The following is a 17,757-nucleotide window of genomic DNA, read 5'->3' on the forward strand; positions in this document are numbered from 1 at the left end:
GTTCAGCGCTTGCCGACGCCGCGTTCGGGGTGGCGCGCGGCCATGCCGCCGCTGGAGGTGGTGGTCCAGTTGCCGTTGAGATCGCGCACACTGGTCGAGTAGGAGCCATCGCTGTACTCGGTGCGCCACCTGCCGCTCAGGTCACGCTTGCTGACCGAGTAGGCCCCGTTGCTGTACTGGGTGCGGATGTTGCCGTTGAGGTCCGTGCTGCTGTTGGAATAGCTGCCATCGCTGTGGGTAGTGCGCTTGCGGCCACTCAGGTCGGTGGTGGTGGTCGAACGGCTGCCGTTGCTGTGCTCGGCGATCTCGCGTCCGGACAGGTCGCGTCTGATGCGGCTGGACGAGCCGTCGCTGTTGCGGATATCGCGACTTCCGTCGAGGTTGCGGTGGCTGTTCGAACGGCTCTGCGCCGATGCCGGTGCGATGGGCTGGGCGAGCAGCGTGACCAGTGCCAGCGATGATGCGAGCCATGTCCACTTCATGGGTGATCTCCTTATGCGTCGTTCGGCGGCCGGGGGCAGCACGTTCGATTCTGCCATGCCGGCCTGAAGGCGTCTCGATCGCAGCGACGGCAGCCGAATGACCGCATCCCGTTCAGTGGGCTGCTGTAGAACCAGCGATGCGCGGGCCTGGTGCGGGGGCGTCGATGCGCGATTGGGTGGTGCCCGGAGCCGGAATCGAACCGGCATGGGGTTGCCCCCGGCGGATTTTAAGTCCGATGCGTCTACCAGTTTCGCCATCCGGGCCTGCAGCGCGCGCCGATTGTAACGGAATCGCCGCCGCTGCCGCCGGCTAACGCTGCTTTTACGCAGTCGGCCGCGGGGCTGGGTACAGTCCGCCAACGTTTCCGGGAATGGCGATATGCGTGCACGTGGCAAGCGATGGATCGGATGCAGTGCCGTACTGGGGCTGATGCTGGCGATAGGCACGGCCGCCGCGCAGCAGGCACCAGCGCCCACTGGCCCGGTGGTGGACATGGACACGGTGCAGGTGACCGGCGAGCAACCCGGCCCCGGCCTCTGGAAGGTCACCGCTCCACAGGGGCATGTGCTGTGGATCCTGGGAACGGTCTCGCCGTTGCCAAGCGGTGTGCAATGGCGTTCCGACGAAGTCGAACGGACCATCGCCGGTGTCGACCATGTGCTGGGCGATCCGGGTTTCAGCCTCGATGCGAAGATCGGTGTGTTCAGGGGCCTGACCCTGTTGCCGCTGGCGATGAAGACCGCGCGCGATCCGCAGGGGCGCACGCTGGATCAGATCCTGCCGGCGGCAACGTACGCACGCTGGCTGGGGCTGAAACAGACCTACATGGGCAATGACCGTGGCGTGGAAAAGGACCGTCCGCTGGTGGCCTCCGGTCGCCTGTACCAGGCCTTCCTCAAGCGCAACGGCCTGCGCGACGGCAAGCAGGTGAAGGAAGCGCTCGGGCGCGCCTACAAGGCCCGCGATCTGAAGCCTGAAGACATGCAGGTGAAGCTGAAGGTCGACGACATCCGTGGCACGTTGAAGGAGCTGCAGGCCACCGAAGTCGATGACCGCGCGTGCTTCGAACGCACGCTGGACACCGTGGAATTCCAGGCGCCGGTATTGCGCGAGCGGGCCAATGCCTGGGCACTGGGGGATGTCGCTGCACTGCGTCGGCTGTCGGGTTCGGCCATGGCGCAGACCTGCCGTGAACTGCTGCAGGACTCGGCCTTCGTGCGCAGGCGTGGCTGGAGCGACATGCCGCAGCAGGTGCGCACGCGCTGGCTGCAGGGCGTGGATGCGGCACTGACCCACCACGCTGGCACCTTCGCGACGGTGCCGGTCAGCCTGCTGCTGGGCGAAGGCTATCTGGATGCGCTGGTGCAGCGCGGCTACCAGGTCGAGGCGCCGCCGGAATAGCCAACGCTTGAAGTCCTCGTGCTTCCTGTCATATTCCTCTGCACTCAGGAGGGGAGTGATGGACATGCCGTTGCATGCGTACGCCTATGTCAGCACGGCCAGGGAGGGACTGGACGTGCCCGAGCTCGATGCGCTGCTGGCCGATGCGACTGCGTTCAATCGCATGGCCGGAGTGACCGGGGTGCTGATGTTCGATGGCAGCCGTTTCCTGCAGTACATCGAAGGTCCGCGGGATGGACTGGCCTCGGTGCACGCGCGCATCAGCAACGCGCGACGCCACGGCAGCGTCGTCCAGCTTGCCGCAGGCCCGATCCCGACCCGCTGGTTCCCGCGCTGGACGATGGCCAACCGGCATGTGGATCCGGCGACGCTGGCCAGCATCGTGGCGGCCCCGTGGCACGGTTTCAGTCTGGAGCAGAATCATCTGGACCACGGCTTCTGCCTGTTGCTGCGGGCCTGGACCGGGGGCCACGGCGAGCTCGAGCCGGCCGCCGTCAGCCTCGGATCCTGATCAGGGCGTGGTCTGGCGCCGCCACCGCGGTTAATCTTGTCGGCATGATTGCCTGCACCCGGACCCTCGCATGACCCAGTGGACACCGTCGCCAGCTGCCGGACGCCGCGCATGAGTGCGCCGATCGGCGCGGCGCAGATGCCGTCCCCGGCCATCATCGGCCTGGGCTACGTCGGGCTGCCGTTGGCGGTGGCCTTCGGGCGGCAGCTGCCCACTCTGGGGTACGACATCGATGCCGCACGCATCGCCGAACTGGCCGGTGGGCAGGACCACACGCTGGAGATGGAGTCGGACGAACTGGCCAGCGCCTCGCTGCTGCGCTACAGCAGCGATCCCGCGCAGCTGGACGCCTGCAACGTCTACATCGTCACCGTGCCCACGCCGATCGATGCCTACGAGCAGCCCGATCTGGAGCCCTTGCGCTCGGCGACGCGACTGATCGCCAGCCATCTTCGCGCCGGTGACCTGGTGATCTACGAATCCACCGTCTACCCGGGTACCACCGAAGAAGTCTGCGTACCACTGCTGGAGCAGGGCTCGGGCCTGCGCTTCAACGAGGATTTCTACTGCGGCTACAGCCCCGAGCGGGTCAGCCCCGGCGATCGCCAACGGCGTCTGGCCGACATCCGCAAGATCACGTCCGGCTCAACGCCGGAAGTGGCTGCGGTGGTGGATGACCTGTACCAGCGGATCATCACCGCCGGTACGTTCCCGGTGCCATCGATGCGGGTTGCCGAAGCGGCCAAGGTGGTGGAGAACATCCAGCGTGACGTCAACATCGCGTTGGTCAACGAGTTGGCCTTGATCTTCGATCGCCTCGACATCGACACCCAGGATGTGCTCGACGCCGCGGGCAGCAAATGGAATTTCCTGCCGTTCCGGCCGGGGCTGGTGGGAGGCCACTGCATTGGCGTAGACCCGTACTACCTGCTGCACAAGTCCGAAAGCATGGGCTACCACCCCGACCTCATCCATACCGCGCGGCAGGTCAACAACCGGGTGGGCGAACATGTGGCCAATCGAGTGTTGGCGATGCTGGCCGAACGAGGTCGTGCACCGGCGCAATCGCGCATCCTGGTGCTGGGCGTGACCTTCAAGGAGGATTGCCCGGACCTGCGCAACAGTCGCGCGCTGGAACTGGCCCAGCGGCTGGCCGACAGCGGCGCGCACGTGGACGTCAGCGATCCGTGGGTAGGGCCGGCTGCATTGGCGGACGAAGGTGTGAACTGGTTGGCCGAGCCGACGGCCGGCAGCTACGACGCGGTGGTGCTGGCGGTGGCTCATGAGAGCTTCAAGGCGATGGACGATGCCGAAATCCGCAGCCTGCTGGCACCGGGTGGACTGGTCTACGACGTGAAGTCCGCCTGGCCGCGCAGCGTGGTTGACGATCGCCTGTAGGTGCTTGCGCGGTAGACTCGTGGGCAGTTGCAACCGAGGAACGCCATGCACCGGTATATCGTCTACCTGCTCGCCATCCTGATGTTTCCGATCTGCCTGTGGCTGGCCACGATCTGGCCGGCCTGGTATTGGGGCGTCGGACTTACAGCCGCGATGGTGGCGCTGGGGACCTGGGACCTGCTGCAGAAGCGCAGCACCCTGCGCCGCAACTATCCGGTGATGGCGCACTTCCGTTATGGCCTGGAATCGATCGGCCCGGAGATCCGCCAGTACTTCGTGCAGAGCGATCTGGAAGATGTGCCGTTCTCGCGGCAGCAGCGCGCGCTGATCTACCAGCGTGCCAAGAACCAGATGGACACGGTGCCCTTCGGCACCCTGCGCAGCACGTACGCGGTGGACTACGAATGGATCAACCATTCGCTGGCGCCGACCACCATCGCCAAGCACGATTTCCGCGTGCTGATCGGTGCGAACTGTGCCAAGCCCTATTCGGCCAGCGTATTCAACATCTCGGCGATGAGTTTCGGCTCGCTGTCGGCCAACGCGATCCGTGCGTTGAACGAAGGCGCGCGCCGGGGTGGCTTCTACCACGACACCGGCGAAGGCTCGATTTCGCCGTACCACCGCGAGATGGGCGGCGACCTGGTCTGGGAGATCGGCTCGGGCTACTTCGGTTGTCGTGACGAGAAGGGCGGCTTCAGCGAGGAACGCTTCGTTGCCAATGCCAATCACGATCAGGTCAAGATGATCGAGATCAAGCTGTCGCAGGGCGCCAAGCCCGGCCACGGCGGCGTGCTGCCGGCGCCGAAGGTGACGGCTGAGATATCGGTGACGCGTGGCGTGCCGATGGGCGTGGACTGTGTTTCTCCGTCACGCCATTCGGCGTTCTCCACGCCGGTTGAACTGCTGCAGTTCGTCGCACGCCTGCGCGAGCTGTCCGGTGGCAAGCCGGTTGGCTTCAAGCTGGCCATCGGCCACCCCTGGGAATGGTTCGGCATCGCCAAGGCGATGCACGAGACCGGTCTGCTGCCCGACTTCATTGTGGTCGATGGCGCTGAAGGCGGCACCGGCGCGGCACCCGCCGAGTTCGTCGATCACGTGGGTGTGCCGATGCACGAGGCGTTGCTGCTCGTGCACAACACCCTGGTGGGCCTGGATCTGCGCGAGCACATCCGTATCGGCGCGGCCGGCAAGATAACCAGCGCGTTCGATATCGCCCGCACCATTGCGATGGGCGCCGACTGGTGCAATGCCGGGCGCGGTTTCATGTTCGCGCTGGGCTGCATCCAGTCGCTCAGCTGCCATACCGACAAGTGCCCGACCGGCATCGCTACCCAGGATCCGGCGCGCTGGAAGCATCTGGATGCACCGGACAAGGCCACGCGCGTGTACAGCTTCCACGAGCACACCCTGCATGCGCTGAAGGAGTTGCTGTGTGCGGCAGGCTTGAACGATCCGGCCGAACTTGGCCCGGAACACATCCTGCGCCGGGTGTCGCCGGTCGAGATCCGTTCGCTGGCCTCGTTGTACCGCTACCTGGAGCCGGGCGAGCTGCTGCACAAGGTGCCCGACCACGCGGTGTTCCATTCGTTCTGGGCCGACGCGCGCAGTGACTCGTTCCAGCCGCCGCCGAAGATACAAGCGCTGCGGGCCAGCAAGTCGCGATGACCCGCGTTACAGGGCATGAAAAGCAGAGGCATACGGAGGCTGCATGCAGTTCAGGATCGGCACCATCGATGATGTAAGCACGCTGTGGGCTCTGCGTACGCGCTGCGTACGTGAGTTGTGCAGCAGCCACTATCCGCCGGAGGTGATCGCGCCGTGGTCGGCATCGCCACCGCCGGTGCAGTATTCGCGGTTGCTGGGGCAGGGCGGCTGTGTCGTCGCCGAGGATGATCGGGGCGAGGTGCTGGCTTTCGGTGTGCTCGATGCCGAGGGCAACGAGATCGACGCGCTGTTCGTCGATCCGGATCGAGGCGGGCAGGGGATTGGCCAGGCGCTGATGCAGCGGTTGCTGGCCCTGGCCGACCCGACGCGCGAGGTGGTGTTGTCGGCCTCGCTCAATGCCGTGCCGTTCTACCAGCGGCAGGGCTTTGTCGCCGAACGCGAGGAACTGTATCCGCACCCCAGTGGCGTGGCATTGGCTTCGGTGAAAATGCGCCGGCCAGCCTGATGTCGCCGGCGCTACCGCGGGTGGGTCAGCGCGTGGCCAACCACGCTGTCACGCCCTCTGCCGCGCGCAGTCCGCTGGCATAGCACGCCGTCAACAGGTAGCCACCGGTTGGGGCTTCCCAGTCCAGCATTTCTCCTGCGCAGAACACCCCCGGCACGGCACGCAGCATCAAGCCGTCGTCCAGCGCGCCCAGGCGCACGCCACCGGCAGTGCTGATCACCTCGGCCATCGGTCGCGGGCGCAGCAGGCGCAACGGCAGGCGCTTCAATGTGGTGACTACGGCGGCCAGATCGTTGCCGGCATCCGTGCCCAGTGTTTCAAATATCAATGCAGTCTTTACTGCATCCAGCCCAGCCTGGCGACGCAGGTGCTCGCCGAAGCTGCGACCCTTGCGCGGCTGCGAGAGATCGGCCTGCAGGCGTGCCTCGTCGCGGCCCGGAACCAGGTCCAGCCGCAGCGTGGCATGGCCATCGCGGTTGATGGTGTCGCGCAGGTCGGCCGACAGGGCGTAGATCAGGCTGCCTTCGATACCGTATTCGCTGGCCACACACTCGCCCTGCAGGGAGCGGGGTTCACCGTCCAAGCCATGCCAATGTGCGACGACCGGCTTCAGTGGCGCACCCGCGTGGCGCTGCGCGAAGAACGGTGTCCATGCAATGTCGAAGCCGCAGTTGGCCGATTGCAGCGGCGCGATATCCACGGCGCGGGCCTGCAGGGCCGGAACCCAGGCACCGTCGCTGCCGAGCTGCGGCCAGCTGCCGCCGCCCAGTGCCAGTACGGTCGCGTCGGCGCGAACATCCAATGCACCACTCTCGGTGGCGAAGCGCAGTGCGCCGTCTTCGCTCCAGCCCAGCCAGCGATGGTTGACGTGCAGGCGCACGCCCTGTTCCTTCAGCCGGCGAACCCAGCCGCGCAGCAGCGGAGCGGCCTTGCGATCAACCGGGAACACGCGCCCGGAACTGCCGACGTAGGTTTCCACACCGAAGCCTGCGGCCCAGTCGCGCAGCGCCTGTGCATCGAAGCCGTCCAGCCAATGACCGACACTGGCGGCCTGCTTGCGGTAGCGGCTGTCGAACAGCGGGCGCGGGTCGGAATGGGTGAGGTTGAGCCCCCCCTTGCCGGCGATCAGGAACTTGCGGCCCGGCGAGCCCTTGGCCTCGTACAGATCAACGTCCAGCCCGGCCGCGCGCAACCGCTCGGCGGCAAACAGCCCCGCCGGGCCGCCGCCGATGACGGCGACGCGGCGCGGCGGATGTACGTCACTGTTGGACATTGAGCAGCTCGACATCGAACACCAGCGACGAACCTGCCGGGATCGGGCCGACCTGGCGATCGCCATAGCCGAATTCCGGCGGAATCATCAGCGTGCGCTTGCCGCCGACCTTCATGCCGGCCACGCCTTCATCCCAGCCACGGATGACCTGGCCCGCGCCCAGCGTGAAGGTGAACGGCTCGCCGCGTTCGACCGAACTGTCGAAGGTCTTGCCGTGCTTGTTGTCGGCGCGCTCGTCGTAGATCCAGCCGGTGTAATGCACGCTGACCTTCTGGCCCGGCACGGCCTCGGCGCCGGTGCCGGGCTGGGTGTCGATGCGCTCGAAAGCGGCGATGGTGCCTCCCGGCGGCGGACCGGACGGTTCCGACGAGCAACCAACGGCGGCGAGGGACAGCAGCAGGGGAAGCAGCAGGCGGCGCATCGGCGTCTCCGTGGGTGATGAGTCAAGGGCGGCAAGGTTAGCGCATCGGCGCCGGGTATCATGGGCACATGGCAAAACTCCTGCTCAATCTGCGCAATGTCGGCAACGACGAATATGCCGATGTCTGCACGCTGCTCGACCAGCACGGCATCGCCTGGTACCGCACCGAACCCAGTCCCTGGGGAATCTCCAATGGCGGCCTGTGGCTGCGCGAGGATACCGACCAGCCGCGTGCCAAGGCGCTGATGGCCGACTACCAGGCGGCCCGCGGCGTGCGGGTCCGCGCTGAGCGCGAGCAGGCCCTGCGCGATGGCACCGCCGAGACCTTTGGCAGCCTGTTCCGGCGCCGTCCTGGGTTCGTGGTGCTGGTGCTTCTGGGCATGGCGGTGGCGGCGGCCTTGGTGCTGCTGCCGTTCATGCTGCTGCGGGGGTAAGGGTGAGGGGCCGGGTTGCACCCGGCACCTGCAGAGGCAACGGCAACGGCAACAGCAACGGCGGGCGTTCCGTGGTGGGCGGGGCGGTGTGGGCAGGCGGGGGACGGCAAAAGCTGCTCCTGCGTGCCTCGTAGAGCGCCATCCATGGCGCTCTGCGCCCCCGCCTGCCCACACCGCCCCGCCTCTGACAGTTCCCGCGATCTGCGGGGTCGGATCCCTCTGCTGCGCAGAGGGCTCCGACCCGTGAATCTGTCGATGGGGGCGGTCAGGCGGTAAAATGGCGGCATGATCGCCAACACCGCTGCTTATTATTTCGCCGTCATCGACGCTCCCCAGGCCCTGTGCGACCAGCTGCAGGCGCGTGCCGAGGCGTCCGGCCTGCAGGGCACGATCCTGGTGGCGGGCGAGGGGCTGAACCTGTTCCTGGCGGGTGCACCGTCTGCTATCGATGGCTTCTACGCGGAACTGCATGCCGATCCGCGCTTCGCCGACATGCGGGTCAAGACCAGCTTCAGCGAGCACCAGCCGTTCGCGCGGCTGAAGGCCAAGGTCAAGGACGAGATCATCAGCTTCCGCCGGGACGATGGCCAGCCGCTGGACTATCCGCGCGCGCCGGCGATCGATCCTGCCACCGTGCAGCGTTGGCTGCGGCAGGGGCACGATGATGCTGGCAAGCCGGTGGTGATGCTCGATACGCGCAACCTGCAGGAGATCGAGTACGGCACCTTCAAGGATGCGCTGGTACTGCCCATCCACAAGTTCACCGATCTGCCAGAAGCACTCGCACCCCATCGCGAGGCGCTGAAGGACAGCACCGTGGTCAGTTTCTGCACCGGTGGCATCCGCTGCGAGAAGGCCGCGCTGTGGATGCTCAACGACGGCATGGACAACGTGCTGCAGCTCGATGGCGGCATTCTCGGTTACTTCGAGGAAGTGGGCGGTGAGGGCTACGAAGGCCGCTGCTTCGTGTTCGACGAACGCGTGGCGCTGGATGCCGAACTGAAGCCGCTGGTGGACGAACCGCTGGCCGAACCGCGCCCCAGCGCCTTCTGACCCGAAATGTCGGTGCCCCGGTAGGCCGGCCGCTGGTCGGCTGCAACGGCGCTCTGCCTGCCGGCCAGCGGCCGGCACTACCGGATCAAGCCCGGCGGGCGCTGAATCCGTGACACAGGAATCAGCGTCCCGCTACCGGCACTGGCCGCCGGAGCAGGGCGACCCCATCAACAGGGGATCTTGTGACGGAAAACCGCCTGATGATCCCGTTGTCGATCCTCGACCTGGCCCCGGTCTGCGAGGGCAGTGATACCACTGCTGCCTTCGCCAACATGCTCGAACTGGCCCAGCATGCCGATGCGCTGGGCTACCGCCGCTATTGGCTGGCCGAACACCACAACATGCCTGGCATCGCCAGCGCCGCCACCGCGGTGCTGATCGGTCACGTGGCTGGTGGCACCAAACGCATCCGTGTCGGCGCTGGCGGCATCATGCTGCCCAACCATGCGCCGCTGCAGGTGGCCGAGCAGTTCGGCACCCTGGCCTCGCTGTACCCGGACCGTATTGACCTCGGCCTTGGCCGCGCACCGGGTACCGACCAGCCGACCGCGCGCGCCCTGCGCCGCTATTTCGACAGCGCCGACCAGTTCCCGCAGGACGTGCGTGAGCTGCTGCACTACTTCGAACCGGTGCAGCCGGGGCAGGCGGTGCAGGCCGTACCGGGTGGCGGCCTGCGGGTGCCGACCTGGATCCTCGGTTCCAGCCTGTTCGGCGCGCGCATGGCCGCCTCGATGGGGCTGCCGTACGCCTTCGCCTCGCACTTCGCCCCCGATTCCATGGATGAAGCGCTTGCGGTGTATCGCCGCGAATTCCGCCCTTCGGCCACGCTCAAGCAACCGCACGCGATGCTGGCATTGAACGTGGTGGCCAGTGACAGCGAGGCCGAATCGCGCCGGCTGTTCACCAGCCAGCAGCAGAGCTTCGTCAACCTGCGTCGCGGCCGTCCCGGCAAGATCCCGGCGCCGATCGATGACATCGAGTCGTTCTGGGAACCCCACGAGAAGCTGGGCGTGGAGCGGGCGCTGGCGTGCACGGTGCTGGGTGATCCACAGCAGGTGGCCGACGGTATCGCGGCGTTCGTCGAACGCCACCAGCCCGACGAATTGATGCTTACCGCCAACCTGTACGACCACCGCGCGCGCCTGCGTTCGTTCGAGCTGGCGATGCACGCTTGGCATGCCCGCCACGCGGGCTGAACAATTGCGTCACGGCAATTTGCGGCGCAGGCGCGTCTGATGGGGGCTCCTACCTCCGGAGTCCCCCATGGACGAGCCCCGTACCGAACACATTGCGCAGCTGGCCGAACTGATCAAGGACGTGGAGGTGGCGATGTTCACCACCCGCGGTGTCGACGGGCGCCTCTACAGCCGCCCGCTCGGCACCCAGCAGGTCGCCTTCGATGGTGACCTGTGGTTCGCCACCGCCGCCGACAGCCCGAAGGTGGCCGAGATCGCGCTCGACCCGCGGGTCAACGTGGCCTATGCCTCACCGTCGAAGAACACGTATGTGTCGGTGGCGGGTGTGGCGCGCATCGTCGATGACCGCGCCAAGGTCGAAGAGCTGTGGTCGCCGGCGATGAAGCTGTTCTTTCCCGGTGGCCCGGATGATCCGAAGTTGCGATTGATCCACGTACGCGCCGAGACCGCCGAGTACTGGGACGGTCCGGGCACGCTGCTGGGTTCCGCGCTCAGTTTCGTGTTGTCGGCAGTGCAGGATGAGCCGGCACAGTTGGCCGACAACGGGTTCATTGACCTGCGTTGATCCCGGTCCGTGGCAATACGGGTTGATCCGGGCCCGTGGCAATGCCGGTTGATTCCGGCCCGTGGTAGTGCCGGCCGCTGGCCGGCAATCAGGTAAACGTGGCAGCCGGCCAACGGCCGGCTCCACCACGGCGGGGCTCAGAACCAGCGCTGGAACAGTTCGACGGTGTAACCCACCAGCTGCCCGGAACTGAAACCAAAGAACGCGATCGCTACCACCGCAGCCACCCAGTTGAACAACATCAGCGCACCGTCGCGCTCGAGCAGAGCCAGCGCGAACAACAGCAGCTGGAAGCCGAACAGATAGTTGGTGAACGGAATCGGCAGCGACAGCAGCAGGCCCAGCAGCACCAGTAGAAGACCGCTGAAGGCGTGGGCCGGGGCAGGCGTCAGCAGCTGTGGCATGCGCGGCTTGAGCATGCGGTCGAGCCGGCGCAGGGCACCGTCGATGCGGTCCAGGAACCGGTGCATGGTGCCGCGCTTGGGCCCACGCCGGGCGATGAACCCCGGCAGCCAGGGCCGGCGCATGCAGAACAGCATCTGCAGGCCGATCAGGATCACCAGCGGCCCGCTGACCGCGCCGCCCAGCCCCGGGATGGGGATGAAGGCCGGCAGGATGGCGACGAACAGGAACACACCGAAGGCACTCTGCTGCAGATCCTGCAGGATCTGCCCCAGCTTCATGTGCTGGGCCGGGTCACCGAAGGCGAACATCGCCAGCAGGGTGCGGATGCCCTCGTTGCGATACTCCGGCGGCGCAGCGCCGGGGCCGGACTCAGGCGGTGAGCTCATCGGCCTGCTCATCGGACAGGGTGCGCAACAGCAGCTTGTCCACGCGCGCACCGTCCAGATCAACCACCTCGAAGCGCCAGCCGGCCCAGTCGAAGTACTCGCCTGCGTGCGGGATGCGGCCGAAGAAGTGGATGCACATGCCGGCCAGGGTGTAGTAGTCGCCATCCTCGGCGTCGGGCAGGTCGTTGCTGCCTATCAGCTCGCGCAGGTCCTCGATCGGCAGCGAACCGTCCACCAGCAGCGAGCCGTCTTCACGGGTCACCACCAGCGCGTCTTCGTCGGCATTCTCCGTCGCCTGCAGGCGACCAACCACGGCGCCCATCAGGTCGCTGATGGTCACCAGGCCCTGGATCTCGCCGTACTCGTCTACCACCAGCGCCATCGACTGCTGTTCTTCGCGGAAGATCTCCAGCAGCTTCATCGCATGGGTGGATTCAGAGACGTACAGCGGCTCGCGCAGGGTCTGGAACAGCGCGTTGTCGCCGCGCGCCATCCGCGTGGCCAGCGATTTCAGCTCCAGCACGCCAACCACGTCCATGTCGTTGTCGCGGTACACCGGGTACCGCGAGAACTCGTGCTCGGCCATGATTTCCAGGTTCTTGTCCAGGCCACCCAGCGTGTCCAGCCAGGCGATCCGGTTGCGCGGGGTCATCAGGCTGTCGGCGGTACGGTCGCCCAGGCGCATCACGCGGTTCATCATGTCGCGTTCGTGGCTGTCGATCACGCCGGCTTCGTGGCTCTCGGCCACCAGCATGCGGATCTCCTCTTCGGTGACCGACGCAACCTCGTCCTTGCCCAGGCCGAACAGGCGCAGCACAAGCTGGGTGGTCTTGGACAGCAGCCAGACGAAGGGGAAGGCCAGCTTGGCCAGCCAGCTCATCGGCAGCGCCACCAGTCCGGCGATGTCCTCTGAACGGGTCAGGGCCAGGCGCTTGGGCACGAGTTCGCCGAAGATCAGCGTGATGAAGGTAATGAAGGTGACTGCCAGCGCCTTGCCAACGGCTCCGGCATAGGCGAAGCCCGGCATCAGCCCTTGGATCCAGCCGCCGATGGCCTCGCCCAGTGCTTCGCCGCCGAGGAAGCCGGTCAGCACGCCGATCACGGTGATGCCGATCTGTACGGTGGACAGGAACGCTTCCGGCTTCTCCGACAGCTCCAGTGCCTTGGCCGCGCGCTTGGAGGTGCCGGCCAGCTGCTTCAGCCGGCTCTTGCGCGAGGTCATGACCGACATCTCGGACATGGCAAAGAAGCCGTTCAACAGAACGAGCGCGAAGACAATCAGGATCATTTCAAACACGGGCATCGTCCCCGGTTGGTGACAGGGAGGGCGGGTGCTTGCGATGGCGGCAGGCGCTCAGGAACAGGGTCCGGCGCGGCGCTGGGGGATAAGGGTCGTCGTCCATAAGGTGCGCCCGAAGGCGCGCTGGCATCTTAGCAAAGGGCCGTGGCCGGGTGGCAAATGCCTGTTCAGTTTTGGGCCTCCCGGCGCCAAAAAGGGGGCAGGGATACCCGTGATGGTCATCTAGCCGTCATAATTCGCCCTGGTGCCGTCCTTCCCGCGACGGCTGACAGGTTTCTCAATGTTCTCTCTGCAGACCATTTTCGGTTCCGGCAAACAGTTCTACACCCTGCTTGATGAGGCTGCCGTCGCGGCTTCCGATGCCGCCAAGGCACTGCATTCGATGCTGCGCGACGCCGATCGCCAGCCCGCCCTGGATGCCTTCAAGCTGGCCCGACTGCGCGAACGCGCGGCCTCGGACAAGATCAGCCAGGCGCTGGTGGACAGTTTCATGACCCCGATCGAGCGCGAAGACATCGAAGCGCTGGGCTCGGCCCTGTACAAGATTCCCAAGCAGATCGAGAAGTTCGCCGATCGCTATTCGCTGGCCACGACCCACCTGGAGCACATCGACTTCGCGCCGCGCGCGGCGATGCTCGAGCAGGCTGCTGGCGTGGTGGTGGAGATGGTCGCCGACCTGCGCCACATGAACCTGGACCGGATGACCGCGCTCAACGAGCGTCTGCGTTCGCTGGAAAACGAGGCCGACCGCCTGATGCTCGAGCTGTACCGCGACATCTATTCCGGTCGCCTGGACAACCTGCAGATGTTCCTGCTGAAGGAATTCTTCGAGATCCTGGAAAAGGCCATCGACCGCTGCCGCGAAGCCGGCGTGGTGGCCTACCAGATCGTGTTGAAGAACAGCTGACGGACGCCACAGCATGCTGACCCTCGTTCTGGTGGTGATCCTGGCCGCGCTCGTTTTCGAGTTCATCAACGGCTTCCACGACACCGCCAACTCCATCGCCACCGTGGTGGCGACCAAGGTGCTCTCGCCCGGTTGGGCGGTGATGCTCGCCGCGTTCATGAACCTGCTGGGTGCGCTGACCGGCACCGCCGTGGCCCTGACCATCGCGTCGGGCCTGCTCAACACCAACGTGGTCGATGTGACCCCGCAGGTGATCCTGTGCGCGCTGCTGGGCGGCATCATCTGGAACCTGATCACGTGGTGGAAGGGCCTGCCGTCCTCGTCCTCGCACGCGCTGATCGGCGGCCTGTGTGGTGCCGGCCTCGCCGCAGCCCACAACAACTGGGACGCGCTGATCTGGTCGGAACGCTTCGGCAGCTGGGCGCAGAACAAGGGCCTGCTGTGGAAGGTGTTCGTGCCGATGATCACCTCGCCGATTGCCGGCTTCCTGCTCGGCATCGTGGTGATGGTGCTGCTGTGGGCGCTGATCGCCGGCCTGGCAAAGATCGGCGGCGCGATCGGCCGACTGGCACGCCCGCGCATTGTCAATGCGTTCTTTGGCAAGGCACAGATCGCCTCGGCGGCCTACATGGGCTTCGCCCACGGCCACAACGATGCGCAGAAGACCATGGGCATCATCGCCATGACCCTGATCGGTGCCGAAGCGACCGGCGCGTTGAATGACCTGCCGTCGTGGCTGGCCTTCATGCATCCGGACGCGCACGCCGGTGATGGCATCGCCATGTGGATCGTGCTGACCTGCGCCGTGGTGATGGCCGCCGGTACCGCCTCGGGCGGCTGGAAGATCATCAAGACGCTGGGCCACAAGATGGTCAAGCTGCATCCGATCCATGGTTTCGCCGCGGAGACCAGTTCGGCCACCGTGCTGACCGTGGCTGCCCACTTCGGCATGCCGGTGTCGACCACCCACAGCATCTCGACCGCGATCATGGGCGTCGGCTTCGCCAAGAACCCGCGTTCGCTGCGCCTGGGCGTGATCGAGCGCATCGTCTGGGCCTGGATCCTGACCATCCCCGCGGCAGGCGGCTGTGCCTACCTGATCCTGAAGCTGTTCGAGCTGTTCGGCTGGGCCTGATGCACGAGGCATTGGGGTCAGAGCCCTTTCCCTACGGGAAAAGGATCTGACCCCGGCAAAACAAAAAGCCCGCCGGACTCCGGCGGGCTTTTTTCATGGGCAGATCATTTTCCCGTATCCACGCATGGCGTCGATCTACCGTGTCGACCAAGGTCGACACCTACCAAGAGCGCCAGGAACCCGTCAGTGGCGGGGTGGGGTGGGGTTGCAGGACCGTTGGCGTCATGGATGGCGCCATCGAGCCCCCATGGATGGGTTTACGGCGTGTCCTGCAAGCCCATCCCACCCCGCCATCCCACGGATCGTGGCTTTGGACGTTGCCGTTGCCGTTGATTCTGCGGGTGCCGGGCCGCAGGCCCGGCCCACACACCCCTCAATTACGCTGGAACAGCGCCTGCACATCCCTGCGGAACGCCGCCTGGCTGTCAGCCCTGCTGTAGAACATGTGCCCGCCCGGATAGCTGCGCACCTGCACGCGGTCCGGATTGCTGCCCATTGTCGGCATCTGGTCCACCGTCAGGATCGAGCCCATGAACGGGCACGACAGATCATTCCAACCGTGCACGATCAGCACCTGCAGATGCGGGTCGATAGCAACCGCCTGGCGCAGCTGTGTCACCGCACCCTCGCGCAGGTCGCCATTGCGATCCCACAGACGGTTCACGTCGTAGTTCAGTGCCTGGTAGCGCGCATCCACCTTCCAGCCGACCTCGCGGGTGACGAAGTCGACCATCGCCGTGGTGGTCGGCGCGATGATGCTGTCCAGCAGCGGATCGTTGGCGCGCTGCTCCGGATCGTTCGGGAACGGATCGAACGCGGTGACGTTGGAATCGTAGCGGCTGCCCAGCGTGCCCTTGTCGCGGAACACCTCGCGCAGGTAGGCCTGGGTTTCCAGGCGGCCGCCGGCGCGGCGCACGAACTGCGGGTCCAGGCCGGTCAACTCGGCCACCCGGCGCAGCATCGCCTCGGTCGCCTGCGGATCGCTGCGGCCCTTCATCAACGCAGTGGCGTAGTCGCCGCGGGTGTACTCGACCACCTCGCGCATCGCCGCGTCGGTCAGCTTGCCCTGGCGCTCCAGGTGCGCGGCAGCGATCGAGGGCAGAGTCTGCATCCACGCCATCGGCGAGACATCGGCGTTGTCTTCCAAGGTGGGGCTCAGGTACGGCGACACCAGCACCAGGCCGTTCATCGCCACGCCCAGGCGGGTCTGCAGGAAGTGGGTGATGCGCGGACCACGGTAGCCGCCATAGCTCTCGCCGGTCAGGTACTTGCGCGACGCCATGCGCTGGTTGCGCAGCAGCCAGTCGTAGATCGAGCGCGACAGGTACTCGATGTCGGCGCTGGGGTTGTACAGCTGCTTCTTCGCTTCGTCATCGCCGATGCGCGCGCGGCTGAAGCCGGTGCCGACCGGGTCGATGAACACCATGTCGGTGAAGTCCAGCCAGGTGCCCGGGTTGTCGTGCAGCTTCGCCGGCGCCGATGCGCTGTCGCCTTCCGAACCGAAGGTCACCACCTTCGGTCCGATGGCGCCCAGGTTGAGGTACACCGACGACGCGCCGGGGCCGCCATTGAGCGCGAAGGTGACCGGCCGGTCCTTGCCCGGCATCGTGTAGGCGGTGAACACCACATCGGCGATCACCTTGCCCTTCGCATCGCGTACCGGCAGCGTGCCGACGGTGGCGGTGTAGTCGAGGGTGCGGCCCGCCAGGCGCATGCTCTGGCGAGCCGACGCATCGGCCGGCAGCGGAGCGGCTTCGGTCTTTTCTTCTTTCGTTTCGGAGGCGCTGTCAGCAGCAGGAGCGGCCAGCACGCAGACAGGGGCGATCAGCAGGCCGACGCAGAGCGCGGCAGAGTGCAGCAGGAACTTCATGGCACCGGAACGGCAGCGGAAGGGACCCCGATGCTAGGGCGGGGTGCCGCGTACCGTATGTGTCCAAAGGCATGGGCCGGCGTTGTGGCCTGATCCGGTCAAGCGGAGGTGGCAGCTCGCGCAGCGTCGTCGGCCAGCAGCCCATACACGGCCGAGTCCGCCAGTTCACCGCGGATACGCCAGCGCTGCCGCAGCAGGCCTTCTCGGTGGAAACCCAGGCGTTCGAGCACATGTGCCGACGCCTCGTTGCGTGGATCGATCTCGGCTTCCACCCGATGCAGTTGCAGGGTGTTGAACAGATAGGCCAGCACCCGCTGCAGCGCTTCATGCATGTAGCCATTGCCCTGCCTGCCAGGTGCCAGCAGATAGCCGATTTCGGCACGTGCCGCGTCCCGATCCAGCGCAAACACCACGCAGATGCCCAGCAGCGGGCCGTCCACTGATTCACGCAGGGCAAGCTTCAATTGCGTGCCGGTCGCCTGTGCAGCCAGGTCATCGTCGATCTGCGCGCGTGCCTCGGCCGGGCGCGTCCACGCCGCGTGGTTCCACCAGTGCATCACGTCCGGGTCGGACTGCAGGGCGAACAGGGCCGCGGCGTCATCGCGGCGGATGGGGCTCAGCACCAGCCGCGCGCTGTGCAGCGGCAGCCCGGGAAACAGCAGCGAGTTGGCGGGCAATGGGGTCGTCCACGCGGATGAGCGCGCATTATGGACCCGCAGGGTTTGCCGATGGGGGCGGAAGCGGCCCGGTAGTGCCGGCCGCTGGCCGGCAACGCGGGGGAGGTCCGGTAGTGCCGGCCGCTGGCCGGCAGCGCGGTGAGGCCTGGTAGTGCCGGCCGCTGGCCGG

At 66.3% G+C, this 17,757-nt stretch carries 18 protein-coding genes and 1 tRNA gene; 11 read left to right on the forward strand and 8 right to left on the reverse strand.

Translation table 11 applies throughout. The annotated features are described in order from the left end of the window. Positions 1-2: 2 nt before the first annotated feature. Together ACQ5SA_RS13245 and ACQ5SA_RS13250 are read right to left on the reverse strand one after the other, a co-directional pair. Positions 3-482, reverse strand: a complete 480-nt coding sequence (locus ACQ5SA_RS13245) for a hypothetical protein (RefSeq protein ID WP_089240195.1) — start codon at positions 480-482, stop codon at positions 3-5. Between the two features lie 177 nt (positions 483-659). After that, positions 660-746, reverse strand: a tRNA-Leu gene (locus ACQ5SA_RS13250). Between the two features lie 115 nt (positions 747-861). Here ACQ5SA_RS13250 and ACQ5SA_RS13255 point away from each other — a divergent pair. The 5 genes from ACQ5SA_RS13255 (at position 862) to ACQ5SA_RS13275 (ending at position 5,966) form a co-directional block, all read left to right on the forward strand. Further along, a complete protein-coding gene (locus ACQ5SA_RS13255; protein ID WP_499314448.1) occupies positions 862-1,884 on the forward strand; it encodes a TraB/GumN family protein in 1,023 nt (340 codons plus the stop codon). 58 nt (positions 1,885-1,942) lie between these two features. Beyond that, the gene (locus ACQ5SA_RS13260; RefSeq protein ID WP_230110701.1) at positions 1,943-2,395 is read left to right on the forward strand and encodes a BLUF domain-containing protein; all 453 of its coding nucleotides are present in this window, start codon (positions 1,943-1,945) and stop codon (positions 2,393-2,395) included. A 111-nt stretch (positions 2,396-2,506) separates the two neighbouring features. Continuing rightward, entirely contained in the window at positions 2,507-3,793 is a 1,287-nt protein-coding gene (locus ACQ5SA_RS13265; protein WP_499314449.1) for a nucleotide sugar dehydrogenase, read from the forward strand. Positions 3,794-3,838: 45 nt separating this feature from the next. Then, entirely contained in the window at positions 3,839-5,461 is a 1,623-nt protein-coding gene (locus ACQ5SA_RS13270) for an FMN-binding glutamate synthase family protein (RefSeq protein ID WP_236511571.1), read from the forward strand. Between the two features lie 43 nt (positions 5,462-5,504). After that, the gene (locus ACQ5SA_RS13275) at positions 5,505-5,966 is read left to right on the forward strand and encodes a GNAT family N-acetyltransferase (RefSeq protein ID WP_230110696.1); all 462 of its coding nucleotides are present in this window, start codon (positions 5,505-5,507) and stop codon (positions 5,964-5,966) included. 25 nt (positions 5,967-5,991) lie between these two features. Here the strand turns inward: ACQ5SA_RS13275 and ACQ5SA_RS13280 are convergent, their stop codons facing one another. Together ACQ5SA_RS13280 and ACQ5SA_RS13285 are read right to left on the reverse strand one after the other, a co-directional pair. After that, the gene (locus ACQ5SA_RS13280) at positions 5,992-7,239 is read right to left on the reverse strand and encodes a TIGR03862 family flavoprotein (RefSeq protein WP_499314450.1); all 1,248 of its coding nucleotides are present in this window, start codon (positions 7,237-7,239) and stop codon (positions 5,992-5,994) included. Next, positions 7,226-7,660, reverse strand: a complete 435-nt coding sequence (locus tag ACQ5SA_RS13285) for an FKBP-type peptidyl-prolyl cis-trans isomerase (RefSeq protein ID WP_236511565.1) — start codon at positions 7,658-7,660, stop codon at positions 7,226-7,228. Before ACQ5SA_RS13285 ends, ACQ5SA_RS13280 begins: the two co-directional genes overlap by 14 nt. A 68-nt stretch (positions 7,661-7,728) precedes the next feature. On the opposite strand from ACQ5SA_RS13285, the gene ACQ5SA_RS13290 reads away from it, so the two are divergent. From ACQ5SA_RS13290 to ACQ5SA_RS13305, 4 genes are all read left to right on the forward strand, one after another. After that, positions 7,729-8,094 (forward strand): DUF6164 family protein, encoded by a 366-nt coding sequence (locus ACQ5SA_RS13290; RefSeq protein WP_499314451.1) that lies wholly within the window; start codon positions 7,729-7,731, stop codon positions 8,092-8,094. 285 nt (positions 8,095-8,379) lie between these two features. After that, complete coding sequence (locus ACQ5SA_RS13295; protein ID WP_499314452.1) at positions 8,380-9,147, forward strand: sulfurtransferase; 768 nt, start codon at positions 8,380-8,382, stop codon at positions 9,145-9,147. A gap of 200 nt (positions 9,148-9,347) precedes the next feature. Then, the gene (locus tag ACQ5SA_RS13300) at positions 9,348-10,343 is read left to right on the forward strand and encodes an LLM class flavin-dependent oxidoreductase (protein WP_100552129.1); all 996 of its coding nucleotides are present in this window, start codon (positions 9,348-9,350) and stop codon (positions 10,341-10,343) included. A 67-nt stretch (positions 10,344-10,410) separates the two neighbouring features. Further along, a complete protein-coding gene (locus ACQ5SA_RS13305) occupies positions 10,411-10,908 on the forward strand; it encodes a pyridoxamine 5'-phosphate oxidase family protein (RefSeq protein ID WP_230112982.1) in 498 nt (165 codons plus the stop codon). 137 nt (positions 10,909-11,045) lie between these two features. Here ACQ5SA_RS13305 and ACQ5SA_RS13310 read toward each other — a convergent pair whose 3' ends face one another. Next, a complete protein-coding gene (locus tag ACQ5SA_RS13310; protein WP_230112981.1) occupies positions 11,046-11,699 on the reverse strand; it encodes an exopolysaccharide biosynthesis protein in 654 nt (217 codons plus the stop codon). Beyond that, entirely contained in the window at positions 11,683-12,987 is a 1,305-nt protein-coding gene (locus ACQ5SA_RS13315) for a hemolysin family protein (RefSeq protein WP_223880018.1), read from the reverse strand. Before ACQ5SA_RS13315 ends, ACQ5SA_RS13310 begins: the two co-directional genes overlap by 17 nt. Before the next feature lie 292 nt (positions 12,988-13,279). Between ACQ5SA_RS13315 and ACQ5SA_RS13320 the strand changes: the two genes are divergently transcribed. Continuing rightward, positions 13,280-13,906 (forward strand): DUF47 domain-containing protein, encoded by a 627-nt coding sequence (locus tag ACQ5SA_RS13320; protein ID WP_025878890.1) that lies wholly within the window; start codon positions 13,280-13,282, stop codon positions 13,904-13,906. Positions 13,907-13,919: 13 nt separating this feature from the next. Beyond that, complete coding sequence (locus ACQ5SA_RS13325) at positions 13,920-15,041, forward strand: inorganic phosphate transporter (protein WP_089240221.1); 1,122 nt, start codon at positions 13,920-13,922, stop codon at positions 15,039-15,041. A gap of 373 nt (positions 15,042-15,414) precedes the next feature. Here ACQ5SA_RS13325 and ACQ5SA_RS13330 read toward each other — a convergent pair whose 3' ends face one another. Continuing rightward, positions 15,415-16,911: a S10 family peptidase gene (locus ACQ5SA_RS13330; protein ID WP_230112980.1), complete on the reverse strand. Its 1,497-nt coding sequence runs from the start codon at positions 16,909-16,911 to the stop codon at positions 15,415-15,417. 98 nt (positions 16,912-17,009) lie between these two features. Next, positions 17,010-17,588 carry a GNAT family N-acetyltransferase gene (locus ACQ5SA_RS13335; protein ID WP_230112979.1) on the reverse strand — a complete coding sequence of 193 codons (579 nt, stop codon included), beginning with the start codon at positions 17,586-17,588 and terminating at the stop codon, positions 17,010-17,012. Positions 17,589-17,757 lie beyond the last annotated feature (169 nt).

The sequence above is a fragment of the Stenotrophomonas indicatrix genome (assembly GCF_050573115.1).
GTDB lineage: Bacteria > Pseudomonadota > Gammaproteobacteria > Xanthomonadales > Xanthomonadaceae > Stenotrophomonas > Stenotrophomonas lactitubi_A.